Source organism: Longimicrobium sp., assembly GCA_036387335.1.
In the GTDB taxonomy this organism is placed as follows: Bacteria; Gemmatimonadota; Gemmatimonadetes; order Longimicrobiales; family Longimicrobiaceae; genus Longimicrobium.
Genome location: DASVTZ010000217.1, coordinates 23,947 through 38,966, shown reverse-complemented (window position 1 = coordinate 38,966; position 15,020 = coordinate 23,947). Strand labels below are relative to the sequence as shown.

Genomic DNA, 15,020 nt, shown 5'->3' with positions numbered 1-15,020 from the left:
CCGGGCCTTGTTGGTCAGCAGCATCGAACCCTGACACCGCGCTCAGGGGTCTGTGCAGTCCCGTTTGTAGCCGCAGTTGGGGCAGACAATCTTGCAGTTGTGGTCGTACATCTCCACCCCGCAGATGTCGCAGAAGTGCTGCGTGGGCACCTCGATCTTGCGAAGGGGCGCAGGTTCCGGCGGGGGAGCGGCGGGCTCGGCGGCTTTGTGCGCGTTGATGCGCGCGCACCAGCTCGGGTCGAAGTGCGCCATCAGCACCCCGCGTTCGGCACTTCGACGTACCCAATGCGCGTCACGGGCGCCGGGATCGCCGCGCCGTCCTCGCGAAGCGCGTCCAGGTGGAATTCGATGGCCTCCCGGATCAGCTCGCGCACCTCTGCCTCGCTCTCCGCGACGGCGGCGCACCCGGGAAGGTCGGGGGCGTACGCGCCGAAACCGGTCGGGCTCGGTTCGATGACCACGGCGTACCTCATCGTGCCGCTCCCGTTGGCGTGAACGCTACTCCCTCGCCGCCCGCTCCACTACCCAGATGGTGGGGTCGAGCTGGTCCACCTCTTCCTGCCTGCCATCGTCCCAGCGGACCACGGCCCACAGGGCGAACCCCTCCACGATCCAGCCCATGACGCCGGCCACGTGCTGCACCGCGTCGCCCGTGTTGTAGAAGTGCCGCGACTCCAGTTGTGCGCTCACCGAACCGCTCCCCGCCTTCCGCTGTGGATCTCCCCCGGGCGCATCCACGGGCGGACGCGCGCGCGGCGGGTAACTTGACGCCGCGGGCGGGTCCGGGGCAACTTCCCCGCCCGCTTTCGCCGAGTCCCGAACCGTGCAGCGCGTGCCGTCCCAGGAAGATCCCGTCATCGAGTCCGCGCGTCTCGTCATCCGCCCGCTGGGGCTGGACGACGCGCCGCGCCTGCAGGCCGTCTTCGACGCTACCCCGGACTACTTCGCCATCGTTGCCGAGCTAGAGCGTGCGACCCCGGAGAGCGCCGCGCACGAGATCCGCGAGGCCGCCGCGCGCCCCGGCCGCGAGGTCGCGCTGATCTCGCTGGCCGACGGCACCGATGCCGGCGCGCTCGGCTGGTGGGCCGCGCATCCCGAGCCGGACGTGGCGCTGCTGGGGATGATCCTGGTCGTCCCCGCGCACCGGGGCACGGGCGTGGCACGCGAGGCGCTGGCCGCGCTGGAAGCCCGGCTCGCCGCGAGTGGCATCCGCCACCTGCGCACCGCGTTCCAGCGCCGGCGCCGCGCCATCCATCCCGTGGTGAAGGCGCTGGGGTTCAGCGAGATGAGCATCCGCGAGCACACCAAGCTGGGGCTGGCGGGCGCGAGCATCTCGCTCTGGGAGAAGGGCATCGGGGATTTTCCTCACACAGAGACAGAGAGATAACCCGCAAGGAACAACAAAAAGGTTTTCTCCGTGCCCTTTCCGTAACCCTCTGCGCCTCTGTGTGAAATTGCTTTTCAGCCGGATACGGGACGATGCCTGAGCCGATCATCGCGACCACCTTTCCGCTTCCGGACGAGGCGCTGGCGTTGCTGCGCGAGGTGGGGACCGTCGCCGGGCCGGATGGATGGCGTGATGCGCTTGGCGAGGCGCAGGCGCTCCTCTGCCTGCTGACGGACCGCGTGGATGCGGCTCTGCTGGAGCGGGCGCCACGGCTGCGCGTGGTGGCGAACGCGGTGGTCGGGTACGAGCACGTGGACGTGGCGGCGTGCCGCGCGCGCGGGATCGTCGTCACCAACACTCCCGACGTCCTCACCGGCGCGACGGCGGACCTGGCCTGGGCGCTGATCCTGGCGGCCGTGCGGCGGCTTCCGCAGGCGGAGCGCTCGCTGCGCGCGGGGGAGTTCGCCGGGTGGGGGTTCTGGGACTACCTCGGCGGCGATCTCGAAGGAAGGACGCTGGGGATCTTTGGGATGGGGCGCATCGGGAAGGCGGTCGCGCGGCGGGCGGGGGGCTTCGGAATGCACGTGGTCTACCACTCCCGCACCCCGCTTTCCCCCGATGACGAAGAGACGCTGCGGGCGGAGCGCGTGGAGTTCGACGACCTCCTGGCCCGCAGCGACGTCCTGTCGCTCCACGCGCCGCTCACCCCCGAGACGCGCCACGCCTTCAGCCGCGATGCACTCCGCCGGATGCGCCCGGGGAGCGTCCTCATTAACACTGCCCGCGGCGCGCTGGTGGACGAAGCCGCCCTGGTCGACGCTCTCCGCGATGGTCCGATCTCCGCGGCGGGACTCGACGTGTACGAGCACGAGCCCGCCGTGCACCCGGGCCTGCTGGAGCTCCCGAACGTCATCCTCCTCCCCCACATCGGCTCCGCCACGCGCGGCACCCGCACGGAGATGGCGATGCTCGCCGCGCGCAACGTGCACGCGGTGCTGGGCGGGCGGCAGGCGCTGACGCCGGTGAGGGGGTGAAAGTGCGTTAGTGCGTTAGTGCGTTAGTGCGCGAGAGATCAAGGCTCACCTGAGCTGCTGGGCCAGTCCGATGATGATGCCCTCAGGGCCGCGCACGAAGCAGAGCCGGTAGACGTCCTTGTACTGCGCGATCTCGCCGACGAGCTCGGCGCCGTGGGGGCGCAGGCGGGCGACGGTGCCGTCCACGTCGTCCACGGCGAACATGATGCGGCGTATGCCCAACGCGTTCGACGGCGCGTTTGCCGGCTCGGTTTTGACCGCCGGCGGGGTGTGGAACTTCGTCAGCTCCACGCGGCCGTGGCCGTCCGGGGTCTTCAGCATGGCGATGTCGGCACAGACGCCCTCGAGCCCCACGGTCTGGTCTACCCAGGGCCCCTCGACCGTCGTCTCGCCTTCCAGCTCCATGCCGAGCTCGGCGAAGAAGGCTTTGGCGGCCTCGATGTCCTCGACGACGATGAGAACGTTGTCCATCCGCTTGATCGTCATATCATCGTGGAAAGATGGGGGCGGAGCCGCACGACGGCTGGCGGGCATGGCGCGCCAACGTAGGCACCTGCGCCGCCGATTGTCCAGGGCTCCGGCGCCCCTTCCCGCCGACTAACGACCAGATCCGGCCATGCCCCTGCGCGATGACGCCCGCCGCATCCTCGACGCCGCGATAGACGCGGTGGATCCGCGCGCGGCCGTGCTCCGTGCGGTGCGGCGTGAGGGCGGTGCGCTGGCGGTGGGCGGACAGCGGGTGGAGCTGGGGGATGTGGAGCGGGTGCTGATCGTCGGCGCGGGGAAGGCGGCGGCGGGGATGGCGCGCGGGGCGCTGGAAGTGCTCGGGGATCGCGTGGCGGGGGGATGCGTCACGGTGCCGCACGGCGGGGGCGTGGAGCTGCCGGGGATCGAGGTGTGGGAAGCCGCGCACCCGGTGCCGGACACGCACGGCCTCGCCGGCGCGGTGGCGGCGCTCGAGGTGGCGCGCTCGGCGGGGGAGCGCGACCTGGTGCTCTGCTTGCTCTCCGGCGGGGCGTCGGCGCTCTGGCCGTGCCCGCCTGCCGCGGTGGGGCTCACGGACGTTCGCGAGGTGACGGCGGCCCTCCTGCGCGCCGGGGCCGAGATCGGCGAGATGAACGCCGTACGCAAGCACCTGTCGCGCATCGCGGGGGGCGGGCTGGCGCGCGCGGCCGCACCGGCGCGGCTGGTGACGCTCGCGATCTCGGACGTGGTGGGTTCGCCGCTGGACGTGATCGGCTCCGGGCCCGGCGTGCCCGACACCACCACGTTCGCGCAGGCGGTGGCGGTGCTGCGGAAGTACGGCGTGAGGACGCCCGCTGCCGTCATGGCCCACCTCCAGGCCGGCGCCGCCGGTGTGGTGCCGGAGACGCCGAAGCCCGGCGACCCCGCGTTCCGCCGCTCGTCCGCGCATGTGGTGGCGTCGGTGGGCGATGCGCTCGCCGGAGCGGCGCGCGCGGCGGAGGCGATGGGCTACCGCGCGGAGATCGTGGCGGACAACCTGGCGGGAGAGGCCCGCGACGCCGCCCGCGACATCGCCGCGCTCGCACGACGGCGGCGCGGGGAGCACGACGGCCCGCTCGCGCTCCTTTTCGGCGGCGAGACGACGGTGACGGTGCGCGGGAAGGGGCGAGGCGGGCGCAACCAGGAGCTCGCCCTCGCGCTGGCGCTGGAGATCGCCGATGAACACGGGACCGTGGCCGCCACGCTGGGCACGGATGGAGTGGACGGGCCCACCTCCGCCGCCGGCGCCATGGTGGACTCCGGGACGGTGGCGCGCGCAAGGGAGCGCGGCGAGGATGCGCGCGCCGCGCTCGACCGCAACGACAGCCACACCTTCTTCCGCGCCACCGGCGAGCTGGTGGTCACCGGCCCCACCGGCACCAACGTGGGCGACGTGGTGCTGGTGCTACTCGGCGAAGGCGGCGCCTGATACGCTGTCCGCGAGCGGCTCCTCCCAGGTGGCGGGGTCCAGCTCCAGCGTCGGCCCGCCCTCCACCGCGGCGACGCCCATCTTCAGAAAGAACGCCTCCGCCCCCCGCTCCGGCACCAGGCGCAGCGCGGCGGCGCGGGCCCGGCGCACGCGGCGCACCGCGTCCGTGAACATCCACCGGCCGCGCCCCCGCCCCGTCCACTCCGCAGCGACCCAGAGGTGGCGCAGCGTCCACCGCTCCCCTTCGTCCTCCAGCGCGTAAAATCCTACGAGCCGCGTCCCCTCCGATGCGGTGAATACGGGATGCGAAGCCACGTACTCCGAGGTCACCGCGGCGGCATGGGCGCGCGCCAGAACGGCCAGGCGCGGCGCATCGTCCGGGTGGGCGCGGCGGATGATGAGCGACACGGCTACGGCAGGTTCCTTACGAGGAGGTCGAGCACCCCCTCGGGGTTGTCGGTGTTGATCCAGTGCCCGCCCTCCAGCCGGTGGAGGAAGACGCGCCCGGTGGCCGCCCCCGCCGCCTCCACGCGCGCCGCGGCGGACTCTTCCAGCGTGTTGGACTCGCTGGCCTTCACGAAGTGCAGCTCCACCCCCTGCGGCGGGCGCGCCACCGTCTCCCACAGGTCGGTGCGGAAGAAGTCGCGCAGCATCTCCTCCATCACGTCGAAGTCCAGGCGCCAGCGGTAGCGTCCCTCGTGCGGCTCCAGGTTGATGGCCATCCACGCGCCCAGCCCCTCGTCGTACCCCTTCGCCATCAGCCCCTGCACCGCCTCCGCGCGCGACGCGAACTCGGGCGGCAAGGAGCGGATCGCCTCGATCATCCGCCACGCGCTCCCCTCCGGCGCGCGCACGGCGGGCGTGGAGTCCATGATCCACACCTGCCGCAGCCCGGCCGGCGCGGTGCCCGCGTAGGTGAGCGCCACCTTGCCGCCGAACGAGTGCCCCATAACCGCCGCCACCTCGCCCTGCAGGTGCCCGGCGAGCGCGGCCACGTCGCCGGCGCTGGCGGCCACGGTGTGGGGCCCCGCGAAGCCGCGTGAGGCGCCGTGCATGCGCAGGTCGGTGAGCACCGCGCCCCACTCCGGCCGCCGCTCCACCAGCCGCCGCGCGATCGTCCCCCAGTTGCGCCCCGAGCCGTAGATGCCGTGCAGCACCAGGAGCCACCGCTCGGGCGTGCGGCCGGGGGCGTGGACGTGGGTGTGGCTGAGGATGGGGTCGCTCGGCATCGTTCGTCGCGGGGCTGGTTTCGGGATGCCCCGAAGCTACCCTTCCCCCCGCGGCGGGACAATGGCCGCGCGAGCTTACGCGCGCCGTGGCGCTCTCTCACCCTTAGACCCGCTCGTGTGCCCCAAGGCCGTCCGCGATCTCCTTCATGAGGAACCACTCGGATTCCGTAAACGAGGCACTCTCGTAGACGACCGGGATCCCGAACCTCCCCTCCGGCCGCTCCTTGAATCCCCATTTTTCCTTCTGCGCGAACAACTCCGTTCCACGTAGCAGCATGAGCGGAAAGGCAACAATGTTGGAGCAGCCGTTGTCCTGGAGAAAAAGGACGCTCTCCGCGAATGACTGCACGGTCTGACCTGGAAGGCCATAAATCAGACTCACCTCGTACGGCACCTTTCCACGGTCCAAAGCGCGCATCGCGTCCTGAATCTTGTCAGGAGCGTTTACCCGGTTGACCGCCTTCCCCTCGGAACCGTTCGCCGTCTGCAATCCGAATTCGAGACGCGCATTCAGCTTCCCAGCCAATTCCACGAAGCGTTCCCCCTCCCCATTGCGGATCAGCTCGAACCGGCTCTGGAAGGTGACATCCGCGCGGAAGTCGCGGGCGACCATGTGATCGAGCAAGTCCAAGTACTCGCTCCCCTGGTTGAACACCGGGTCGAGGAAGTTCACCTTCCGAACTCCGCGCGCGGAGAGCCAATCCAGCTCTTCACGGACTCGCTCCTGCGGGCGCTTGTGAACCCGGTTCCCCTTCAGGTCTCGGTGAGCGCAGAACGAGCATCGAAACGGGCAGCCGCGGCGGGTTTCCATACGCACTCGCTCCTGCCCCGGAGCAACGTCCAGCGCTCCGGACAGGTACGGGGATATGAGCGCATCGAAGTCAACGGCATCCGCAACAAACGCGGGCCGCTCCGGCGGAGCATCAACGATGGCCCGATGCAGCGCCGCCTCAGCGTACCCGGTGACGAAGATATCGGCATCGGGATACAGCACGGGCAGATCATCCTGCGCCGCATAGGTGATCTGAGGACCGCCGAGGATCAGCGTCCCCCCGAATCCTGAGCGGCGCAGCATCCGGAGCAGCCCGCCTGTGACTCGCTCGGACCACACGTAGCAAGCCACCGCGATCGCATCGAAGGCGCCCGGTTCACGATCCTGCACCGCAGCCTCTACCGCGCCAATCTCCGAGTCTCGCTCCTCCTCGAGCAAGTTGATCCCCAGGTGCTCCACCGTAAACGTATCACCGTACTCCGGCGCGCTTCGCAGATATGCCAGGAGCGATGCCGTGGACAAAGGAGTCGCCGGTTCCCCCGGCCGGATCAGGTCCAGAGAGATGATGAGGGTTTTGCGCATAGTAGGCTCCGGTGAGCGCGCTGCCAGTATGACAGCATCGACACTCTGAGCATACGAGTCGTCCCGTCATTCGTTTCACGCCTCCCGCTGCGCGATTACCCCGTCCCGCCCGTTCGGATCAGCGATGTCACACCGGACACGAAAGAACAACCAAGCCACCTCACTTCGCGGATCTGGTAAGTCCCGCGAAGTTGCTGTTCTCTCTGCGTCTCCGCGCCTCCGCGTGAGCCCCGCTGTTCAACAACCTGGCCGCCGCTACGACTCGGGCGGCACGTACATCCGCCCGGCTTGCGAGGCCTCCCAGATCTCGCGCCGGTACTCATCCTTTTCGAAGTACTTGGGATCCGCCTTCGCCGCCATCTCGAACGCGGCGGCGGACTCGCGGAAGTTGCCGCGCAGGTGCTCGATGTGCCCAACCTCGGCCCAGACGTACGCCTGTGGATCGAGCGCGGCGGCCTTGCGATACGACTCCACCGCCCCGCCCAGGTCGCTCCGCGCCTTGTACGCCCGCGCGCGCGCCAGGTGGTTCGCGGGGTCGCTGGGGTCCAGGCGCACCGCTTCGTCCAGCTCCATCTCGGCTTCGTCCAGCCGGTTGAGGTAGAGGAGCACCGCGCCGAGTTCGGCGTGCGCGTTGGCGCGGCGCGGGGCCAGCCGGATCACTCTGCGGTACTCGGGCTCGGCCGCGGCGTATCGCCCCTGGCGGGCGTGCACCCAGGCGAGGTTGTGGCGCGCGTCCACGTGCGCCGAGTCCAGGGCGATCGCCATGCGCAGGTGCGGAACCGCCTCCTCGAACTCCTCCTTCTGCATGAGCGCCCACCCCAGCGAGTTGCGCAGATTGGCGTCGCGCGGGTTGAGGCGCACCGCCGCCTCGAGCGCCGGACGCGCTTCGTCCCACCTCTCCTCGTCCACCAGCGCCCTCGCGTAATCGCGCGCTGCGACCGAATCCTGGGGGTTCAGGGTGGCGGCCGCGCGCAGCTTCCCCACCTCGGCCGACTGCTCCGCGGCGGTAGAGGGCGCGTCGTCCGGATCCGCGACGACCGCGATGCCTGCGACGAGCACCACCCCCGCGCCGCCCGCCATCAGCAGGTTGCGCGGCGAGTACCACGCGGGCGCGGACCACCCCACGGAGAGGGGCGCGGCGGCGGCGGGTGGTGCGCCCTCCCGGCGGTAGACCTCGGCCCCGGCGAGGCTGCGCAGCCGCCCGCGCAGCGAGTGGGCACCGTCCACGGGGACGATCAGGTCCAGCGGCTCGGGGAGCTGGACGCGGGGAAGAAGTCGCTGGCACACCTCCAGCGCCCGGTTCCCGGAGCTGTGCCGGTACCACGGGGTGCCCATCTCCAGCGCGAGCACCACCGCCGGCGCCTCGCCCTCCTCGCGCACCTTCTTCTGCACCAGGTACGCGCGGCGGATCTCTGGGAACTCGCGCAGCGCGGCCACGAGCTCGTCGCGCGCGGAGGGCGGAAGCCGGTACGGGCGCAGCGCGTCGCGCCGCGAGAGCGTGGTGCGCTCCTGCAGCGCACGCAGCGCCGCCTCGCGCAGACGGGGGCGGCGCTCGCGGCAGCGCTGAAGGTCTCGGGGCCACCCCACGCGGGCGTAGTACTGCTCCAGCGCCTCGTTGGCGTGGATGGCCAGCGCCGTGTCGCGGCGGCTCTCCGCTTCCAGCAGCCGCACGGCCTCGTCGTGCGCGGCGTGGTCCTCCTGCTGCAGGAGGAGGGCGCCCAGGAGCACGCGCGCCTCGGTGCGGTCCTGCACGCGGCGAAGGAGGGGGATGGCGGTCTCCGGCGGCTCACAGTGCGCGGCCCAGCGCGCGTGCGCCCACGTCGCATCCGCGGCGGGATGCGCGGCATCGGTCCAGACGCGGGCATCCGCGTGGCACTGCCGCCAGAGGTGTCCGGCGGTCTCCGCCCACGCCGCGCCCACCTCGGAAGCCAGCGTCGGGGCGGCCGGGCCCAGGAACGCCGCCGCGGCGGACTCGCCCGTTGCCGCCGCAAGGGCGCGCTCCGCCTCCGCCGGGTCCGCGCCGAGCGCCTCCAGGCGGTCCGCCAGGCTGGGATGGCTGTGGCTGTCCAGCGTGCGGTCGCGCAGCGCCGCGCGCACTCCGCGCTCCACCTCCGCCGGGGCGAGCGGCTCGCGCACCACGTCCAGCACGCCGAGGAAGTCGTCCGCGGCGGGCGCGGGCCGCTCCAGCGAACCGCGGAAGACGGACGGCCACACCACCCGCTCCAGCCGCACCGTCCACAGCGTGAGCCGCAGAAGGGCGCGCGCCGCCACCTCCACGCCGGACACGCGCGCGCCGAGGTGGTCGCTCTCGAACTCGTGGCCCCGGCTCGCCTCCTGGGTCCGTGCCTCCAGCCGGGGCGTGTACCAGCGGAAGAAGGGGGCGAAGAGAAAGGAGGCCCAGCGGAACGAGTGCGTGAAGCCCGTCACCAGCACCTGCCACGTCACCTCCGCGCGCGCAAGGAGGCGGCGCGAGCGGCTGTGCTGGCGCGAAAGGTGGGCGAGCTCGTGCGCCAGGATCGCCCGCAGCTCGTCTTCAGGAAGCGCGTACAGCAGGGGAAGGCCCAGCAGGAGGTAGCGCTGGGTCCATCCCACCGTCCCGAAGCGCGGGCGCTCCATCACACCCGCGTTCAGCTCGTGCGTCAGGAACACGCCGTCCAGCCCGGGCGCGCGCATCTCCCCGCGTGCGCGGTCGATCGCGCGGAAGAGCTCGGGGCACTCCTCGCGGGTCACCAGCCTTCCGGCGGGAGGCGCGAACCCCACCACGAGCGCGATGACGAGGTAGAAGACCAGCCCGCCCAGCGCGTACCACCCGATCGCGCCCAGCCCGAGCCTCGCCAGAATGACGACCGCGCCGCAGAGCACGGCGAGCACGGCCGCCACGTAAACGTAGCCGAGCGCCGCGAAGAGCAGCGCCCTGCGCAGGCGAAGCCTGGAGGCTGCCGCGTGTCGGTCTGGAAGCATCGGATCGGATGGACGGTGGAGGGTGCCCCCTCGGAATGTGCCGCTCTGAGGCCGCTCCGTCCAGCGTCCGCACGGCGGGGGGTCAGATGACCAATGTGGCGCCGAGGTGATACGGGTACGTTGCACCCACGATCTCGCCGCCTGAAACACCGCACGGGGCGCGACGTAGATGGCCGCAGGCGGTGCAGCGCCCGCGGTCGCGACGGGAGGGATGGAGGAAGCGCCCCCCGCGGCCCGCAACGACAGACCCGGACCCGACCATGACCTCTCTTCTTCGCCTGACCTCGACCGCGCTGATCCTGGGCGCTTCCGCCATCGCCGCTCCCGCCCGCGCGCAGGGGCCCATGGAGCTGGTCGTCAACATCCCCGCCGGCCGGCTGGACGTGATGCAGGGCGGCGAGCGCGTCCGCTCGTACCCGGTGTCGGTGGGCCGCGCGCGCTACGCCACCCCCACGGGCGCCACGGGGCTGCGGCGGATGGTGTGGAACCCGAGCTGGACGCCCCCGCCGGGCGCCGCCTGGGCGCGCAACGAGAAGAAGGCCGGTCCGGGCTGGTCGAATCCGATGGGGCGGGTCAAGATCCACCTCTTCGGCGACTATTACGTGCACGGCACGCCCGCCGGCAACGAGCGGTACCTGGGGAGCCCCGCGTCGCACGGCTGCATCCGCATGCGCAACGCGGACGTGATGGAGCTGGCCCGGATGATCCTGCGCGAGGACGGCTCGGCCATCTCCGACAGCACGGTGGAGCACCTGGCCCGCACGCCGCGCGCGACCCGTGAAGTCGCGCTCTCGGGCCGGGTGCGCGCCCGGATCGAGTACCGCCTGACCGAGGTGGCCGCCGACTCGGTGACCATCCTCCCGGACGTGTACGCGCGGGCCGGCGGTGCCTACGCCACGCGCGTGGGCGACGAGCTGCGCCTGGCCGGCGCCGACCCCGCGCCGGTGCTGGCACGCCTCGGCGCCTCGCGCCCGGCGACGGCGCTCCGCATGGCGCGCACCGATGAGGCCGTCCTGCCGGACCGCACCGCCACGGTCGCCCTCGCTTCGACGGACGGCGCTTCGCAGCCCCGCTAACAGCAGGTCTCACGCGGAGGCGCGGAGACGCAGAGAGAGGCGCTGAGTTCTCTCCCGCGTCTCCGCGCCTCCGCGTGAGGCCATCTTTTTTTCACTTCTCCAGGTCTTTTTCTTCCGCGACGAGCTCGGGGCGGCGGTAGCGGAAGTAGCGGACGGCGCTCAGGCCGAGGCCGCAGAACGATGCCCAGGCCAGGCCGGTGGCGTAGCCGCCCAGCACGTCGGAGGGCCAGTGCACGCCCAGGTACATCCGCGACCAGCCGACCAGCGCCACGATCGTCGCCGCCACGCCGACGGTGAACCAGCGCAGGCCCCGCTGCGGAAGAAGGCGCGCCACGAGGTACGCCAGCGTCGCGTAGCCCACCATCGCCGTGATGGAGTGGCCGGAGGGAAAGGAGGCCTGGAAGGCGTGCGGCGTGCGCCACGGAAAGAGGTTGGGGCGCGCCCGGTTGAAGAACGCCTTCAGGATGCTGCTCAGGATCCAGGACCCGCTCAGCGCCACCCAGAGCAGCACGGCGGAGTAGCGGTGGCGGCTCCCCCACAGGTACACGCTCGCCACCGCCACCACGATCCCCACCACAAGCCCCGAACCCAGCGCCGTCACGTTCATAGCGAAGTCGTCCAGCCGCGGGCTCGCCTGCTTGTTGAGCGAGAGGAGGATGGCGCGGTCCAACGCTTCCGTCTCGCCGTCGCTCACGGCGTCGGCGATGGCGGCGAAGGCGGCCACGCCGGCCAGCATCACCGCCATGGCCAGCAGGAAAAAGGCGCCGATCGCGGTGTAGAATCCGCCCACCCACCGGCCGATGCCGCTCAGGAGAGGGCGGAGGGGGCCCCGCTCGGGATGCTCGTGTGCGTGCCTGGGCGTGTTCATGGCCGCAGCCGCGGCGCAGAAACCGTTCCGCGCCCTTGCGCCGCACGGAGGCCCACGGTACGCTCCCGCCCATGATCCGCTTCACCGACGTGGTAAAGGAATTCGCCGGGCCGCTGGCGCGCGCGCGCGGCGGCGCCGTGCGCGCCCTGGACGGCGTGACGCTGGACGTGCCCCCCGGCACCGCGCTGGGAATCGTGGGTCCCAACGGCGCCGGCAAGAGCACGCTGATCCGCCTCCTCCTCGGCTACATCCGCCCCACCCGCGGCCGGGTGGAGGTGCACGGGATGGCGCCGCGCGGCTACGTGGAGAAGCACGGCGTGGCCTACGTCTCCGAGCTGGTGGCGATCCCCCCGTCGTGGACCACGCGCGGCGCGCTGGACGCCTACGCCGCCCTCGCCGAGGTGGACCACGCCCGCGCCCGCGTGGACGAGGTGATGGAGCGGATGGAGATCGCGGCGGTGGCGAATCGAAGGGTGGGCTACCTGTCCAAGGGCAACCTGCAGCGCCTGGCGATGGCACAGGCACTCCTCGCCCCGCGCGGCGTGATGGTGCTGGACGAGCCCACCAGCGGGCTGGACCCGGAGTGGATCTCGCGGCTGCGCAGCGTGCTGGCCGAGTGGCGCGCCGAAGACCCCGCGCGCACCCTGCTGATCGCGTCGCACAACCTGGACGAGCTGGAGCGCACCGCCGACCTCGTGGCCGTGCTGGAGAGCGGGCGCGTGCGCGAGCTGCTGGACCTGCGCGCCGCCGAGGGCATCAACCCGCCCTACCGGCTGGAGGTGGAAGACACCCCGGGCGCGGTGAAGGCGGTGCACGAGGTCTTTCCCGGCGCGCTGGAGGAGGAGGGCGCGCCATGGGCCTTTCGCGTGGACCCCGCCTCGCCTCGCGAGATCAGCGAGCGGCTGGCGGCACTGCTGGCGCGCGGGGTGGTGGTGCGCGCGGTGGCGCCGCAGCGGCTGCGCCTGGAAGAGCGCGTGCGCGGAGTGGCGCGATGATCCCCATCCTCCTGCGGCAGCTTCGCTGGCGGATCGCGGCGCTCGCGCTGGCCGGCTTCCTCTTCTACCTGGGTGATCCCGCGCTCCACGAGCACGTCACCGAGACGCCCGGCGACGTGGCCGAGCTGCTGGAGCCGTTCGGCATCTCCTTCACCATCGCCAACCTGGCGACGGTGGGGATGGTGGCGATGCTGGCCGGCTTCATCGCCACCGACCGGCGGCGCGGCTACTACCGCCTCGCGTTTTCGCACCCCACACGGCCGCTCGCCTTCTACGGCCTGCGCTGGCTCCTCTCGCTGGCGCTGGCGATGCTGGCCGCCGCCTTCTTCTGGCTCTTCGCGCAGCTCGCCGCGTGGGGAAAGGTCCAGGTGCACCCCGGGTTCCTCCTCCAGGCGCTCCTGCTGGCGGTGGTGTACGGCGGCCTCATGGCCTTCTTCTCCGCCCTGGTGCCGCGCGGCGACGGCATCCTGGCGGTGATCCTCTTCTTCCTCACCGACTTCTGGCTGTCGCTGGTGCAGGCGTCGCCGATCCTTCCCTTCACCCCCGGCGTGCGCGCGGCGATCTCCTTCGTCCTCCCTCCGCACTCCGCCGTGAGCGACGTCTACAACGCGCTCCTTTCCGGCGGCATCGCCTGGGGCGCGGCGGCGTACGCGCTCGGCTACGGCCTCTTTTGGCTGGTCCTGGCTGGCCTCCTGGTGAAGTACCGCGAGTGGCCCTGACCGGCGAAAAGCATCACACAGAGGGCACAGAGGGAACGGAAAAGCCACAGAGAAAACCTTTTTGCGGTTCTCTCTGTGGCCTCTGTGTCTCTGTGTGAGCCATGCAGTTGCGTCTCTCTCACCCCGCCAGGAGGGGCGCTCCCGACGAGCCGCGATCCAGCAGGCTGGGCACCTTGACCCCGCGCCTGGCCAGCTGCAGCCGCCGCACGGCGATGGCGACCATCACGGAGGTGGGGACGACACGGTACGCGCTCATCATCCACGGAGCCGGCGTCCAGACGCGCTTGTCGTCTATCATGCTCATCGCCGCGTACCACACGATGTTGAGCGCGACCATGGTGGCGAACACCGCGAGCGCGCCCCACAGGTGCCGGTCCACGCGCCCGCTCACGAGGGCGACGAACAGCACCACCAGGAGGATCACCAGCTCGAGCGCGTCCAGCAGCGCCACCCGCGTGTAGTGCGTGCTGGCCAGGATGGAGCCCTCGTGGTAGCCGAGCAGCGCTCCCACCAGCAGCCCGCAGGCCAGCGCCACCACGATGCCACCCCACGCGCGCGGCCCCGGAAGCGTACCCCGCCGCGCCATCCACACCGCGACTCCGCTGAACGCCAGCCACAGAAAGGTGCGGCTGTGGTTGAACGCGGGCACGTAGCGCAGGTAGGTGGCCATGGTCGCGGATGACATGCCCGCGGCCATGGCCAGCGATCCCCACAGGTTCTGCGTCGCCTGCAGCGTGCCGTGCGTGACGAACGCGCCGCCTGCCAGCTTCCAGAACACCTGGTGGAACGGCTTCTGGAAGGCCGCCCGCCCGGCGATCACCAGCGAGAGCACGCCGAACGAGAGGAGCAGCGCCGTCACCAGCAGCTGCAGGCCCATGCTGACCATGGCGTCCCGAGTCCTTGAAAGAGAGCGCGTCCGCCGGATGTCAGCAGTGCGGCGGGCAGCACTGCGCGGTGTTCGTCACGTCCAGCCAACCGCCGTCGTCGAGCTGCTGCGCGTACACGCCGCCCCCGCCACCGCCCCCGTTGCCGCGGTTCTTGACGTTGATGCGCGAGATCTGGTCGGCGCCGCGGATGGGCGTCACGCGCTGCGGCGGCGATACGGGGGTGCCGCGCTTCTTCATCCCGATCTGGATGCCGGCGATGGGGCCCACGTAGTCCGGCGGACCGATGGGGCCGTCGCTGATCTGCACCTCGATGTCCAGATCCAGGGGGCCGCCCTTGATGCTGATGGTGCTGTCCGGGTCCGGGCCGGCGGGCTCGCACTTGAAGACGCCGGACTGCTGGTAAACCGGGATCTGGGTTCCGTCCGGAGCGTTGAACACCACCCGGCTCGCAAAACCCTTGTAGAAGCGAAAGGTGTAGGTGGACCCGGCGTGCTGGATCGTGCAGGTTTCGTACGTATCGTCGTTCGGACGAGCGGGCGCGGCAGCGGAGTCGATCATGGTACCTCGGCAGCGGGAG

At 71.4% G+C, this 15,020-nt stretch carries 17 protein-coding genes; 6 read left to right on the top strand and 11 right to left on the bottom strand.

All coding sequences use genetic code 11. The features are described from left to right. Positions 1-42 precede the first annotated feature (42 nt). From VF647_22365 to VF647_22355, 3 genes are read right to left on the bottom strand one after another with little or no spacing between them, the layout of a single operon-like run. Positions 43-252, bottom strand: coding sequence for a hypothetical protein (locus tag VF647_22365; protein HEX8454839.1), 210 nt, complete (start codon positions 250-252; stop codon positions 43-45). Beyond that, on the bottom strand, positions 252-473 hold the full coding sequence (locus VF647_22360) for a type II toxin-antitoxin system HicB family antitoxin (GenBank protein ID HEX8454838.1): 222 nt from the start codon (positions 471-473) through the stop codon (positions 252-254). Before VF647_22360 ends, VF647_22365 begins: the two co-directional genes overlap by 1 nt. Before the next feature lie 25 nt (positions 474-498). Next, the gene (locus VF647_22355) at positions 499-690 is read right to left on the bottom strand and encodes a hypothetical protein (protein ID HEX8454837.1); all 192 of its coding nucleotides are present in this window, start codon (positions 688-690) and stop codon (positions 499-501) included. 133 nt (positions 691-823) lie between these two features. Here VF647_22355 and VF647_22350 point away from each other — a divergent pair, with 133 nt between their 5' ends. Together VF647_22350 and VF647_22345 are read left to right on the top strand one after the other, a co-directional pair. Further along, the gene (locus VF647_22350; protein HEX8454836.1) at positions 824-1,387 is read left to right on the top strand and encodes a GNAT family N-acetyltransferase; all 564 of its coding nucleotides are present in this window, start codon (positions 824-826) and stop codon (positions 1,385-1,387) included. A 92-nt stretch (positions 1,388-1,479) separates the two neighbouring features. Further along, positions 1,480-2,421 (top strand): D-glycerate dehydrogenase, encoded by a 942-nt coding sequence (locus tag VF647_22345; protein ID HEX8454835.1) that lies wholly within the window; start codon positions 1,480-1,482, stop codon positions 2,419-2,421. 45 nt (positions 2,422-2,466) lie between these two features. On the opposite strand, the gene VF647_22340 is transcribed toward VF647_22345, so the two are convergent. Next, a complete protein-coding gene (locus VF647_22340; protein HEX8454834.1) occupies positions 2,467-2,907 on the bottom strand; it encodes a VOC family protein in 441 nt (146 codons plus the stop codon). A gap of 130 nt (positions 2,908-3,037) precedes the next feature. Here VF647_22340 and VF647_22335 point away from each other — a divergent pair, with 130 nt between their 5' ends. Next, on the top strand, positions 3,038-4,354 hold the full coding sequence (locus VF647_22335; protein ID HEX8454833.1) for a DUF4147 domain-containing protein: 1,317 nt from the start codon (positions 3,038-3,040) through the stop codon (positions 4,352-4,354). On the opposite strand, the gene VF647_22330 is transcribed toward VF647_22335, so the two are convergent. From VF647_22330 to VF647_22315, 4 genes are all read right to left on the bottom strand, one after another. Further along, the gene (locus tag VF647_22330) at positions 4,331-4,762 is read right to left on the bottom strand and encodes a GNAT family N-acetyltransferase (GenBank protein ID HEX8454832.1); all 432 of its coding nucleotides are present in this window, start codon (positions 4,760-4,762) and stop codon (positions 4,331-4,333) included. The two genes, VF647_22335 and VF647_22330, sit on opposite strands and share 24 nt — an antisense overlap. Before the next feature lie 2 nt (positions 4,763-4,764). Further along, positions 4,765-5,583, bottom strand: coding sequence for an alpha/beta hydrolase (locus VF647_22325; GenBank protein HEX8454831.1), 819 nt, complete (start codon positions 5,581-5,583; stop codon positions 4,765-4,767). A 103-nt stretch (positions 5,584-5,686) separates the two neighbouring features. After that, positions 5,687-6,937, bottom strand: coding sequence for a radical SAM protein (locus VF647_22320; GenBank protein ID HEX8454830.1), 1,251 nt, complete (start codon positions 6,935-6,937; stop codon positions 5,687-5,689). Positions 6,938-7,192: 255 nt separating this feature from the next. Next, complete coding sequence (locus tag VF647_22315) at positions 7,193-9,898, bottom strand: tetratricopeptide repeat protein (protein HEX8454829.1); 2,706 nt, start codon at positions 9,896-9,898, stop codon at positions 7,193-7,195. Positions 9,899-10,158: 260 nt separating this feature from the next. Between VF647_22315 and VF647_22310 the strand changes: the two genes are divergently transcribed. Continuing rightward, entirely contained in the window at positions 10,159-10,974 is an 816-nt protein-coding gene (locus VF647_22310) for a L,D-transpeptidase (protein HEX8454828.1), read from the top strand. 91 nt (positions 10,975-11,065) lie between these two features. Here VF647_22310 and VF647_22305 read toward each other — a convergent pair whose 3' ends face one another. After that, positions 11,066-11,842, bottom strand: a complete 777-nt coding sequence (locus VF647_22305; protein HEX8454827.1) for a phosphatase PAP2 family protein — start codon at positions 11,840-11,842, stop codon at positions 11,066-11,068. Between the two features lie 71 nt (positions 11,843-11,913). Here VF647_22305 and VF647_22300 point away from each other — a divergent pair, with 71 nt between their 5' ends. Together VF647_22300 and VF647_22295 are read left to right on the top strand one after the other, a co-directional pair. Continuing rightward, complete coding sequence (locus VF647_22300) at positions 11,914-12,837, top strand: ABC transporter ATP-binding protein (GenBank protein ID HEX8454826.1); 924 nt, start codon at positions 11,914-11,916, stop codon at positions 12,835-12,837. Further along, positions 12,834-13,556: a hypothetical protein gene (locus tag VF647_22295; GenBank protein ID HEX8454825.1), complete on the top strand. Its 723-nt coding sequence runs from the start codon at positions 12,834-12,836 to the stop codon at positions 13,554-13,556. Before VF647_22300 ends, VF647_22295 begins: the two co-directional genes overlap by 4 nt. Positions 13,557-13,674: 118 nt before the next feature. Here the strand turns inward: VF647_22295 and VF647_22290 are convergent, their stop codons facing one another. Continuing rightward, entirely contained in the window at positions 13,675-14,442 is a 768-nt protein-coding gene (locus VF647_22290; protein ID HEX8454824.1) for a hypothetical protein, read from the bottom strand. Between the two features lie 40 nt (positions 14,443-14,482). Then, positions 14,483-15,001: a hypothetical protein gene (locus VF647_22285; GenBank protein ID HEX8454823.1), complete on the bottom strand. Its 519-nt coding sequence runs from the start codon at positions 14,999-15,001 to the stop codon at positions 14,483-14,485. Positions 15,002-15,020 lie beyond the last annotated feature (19 nt).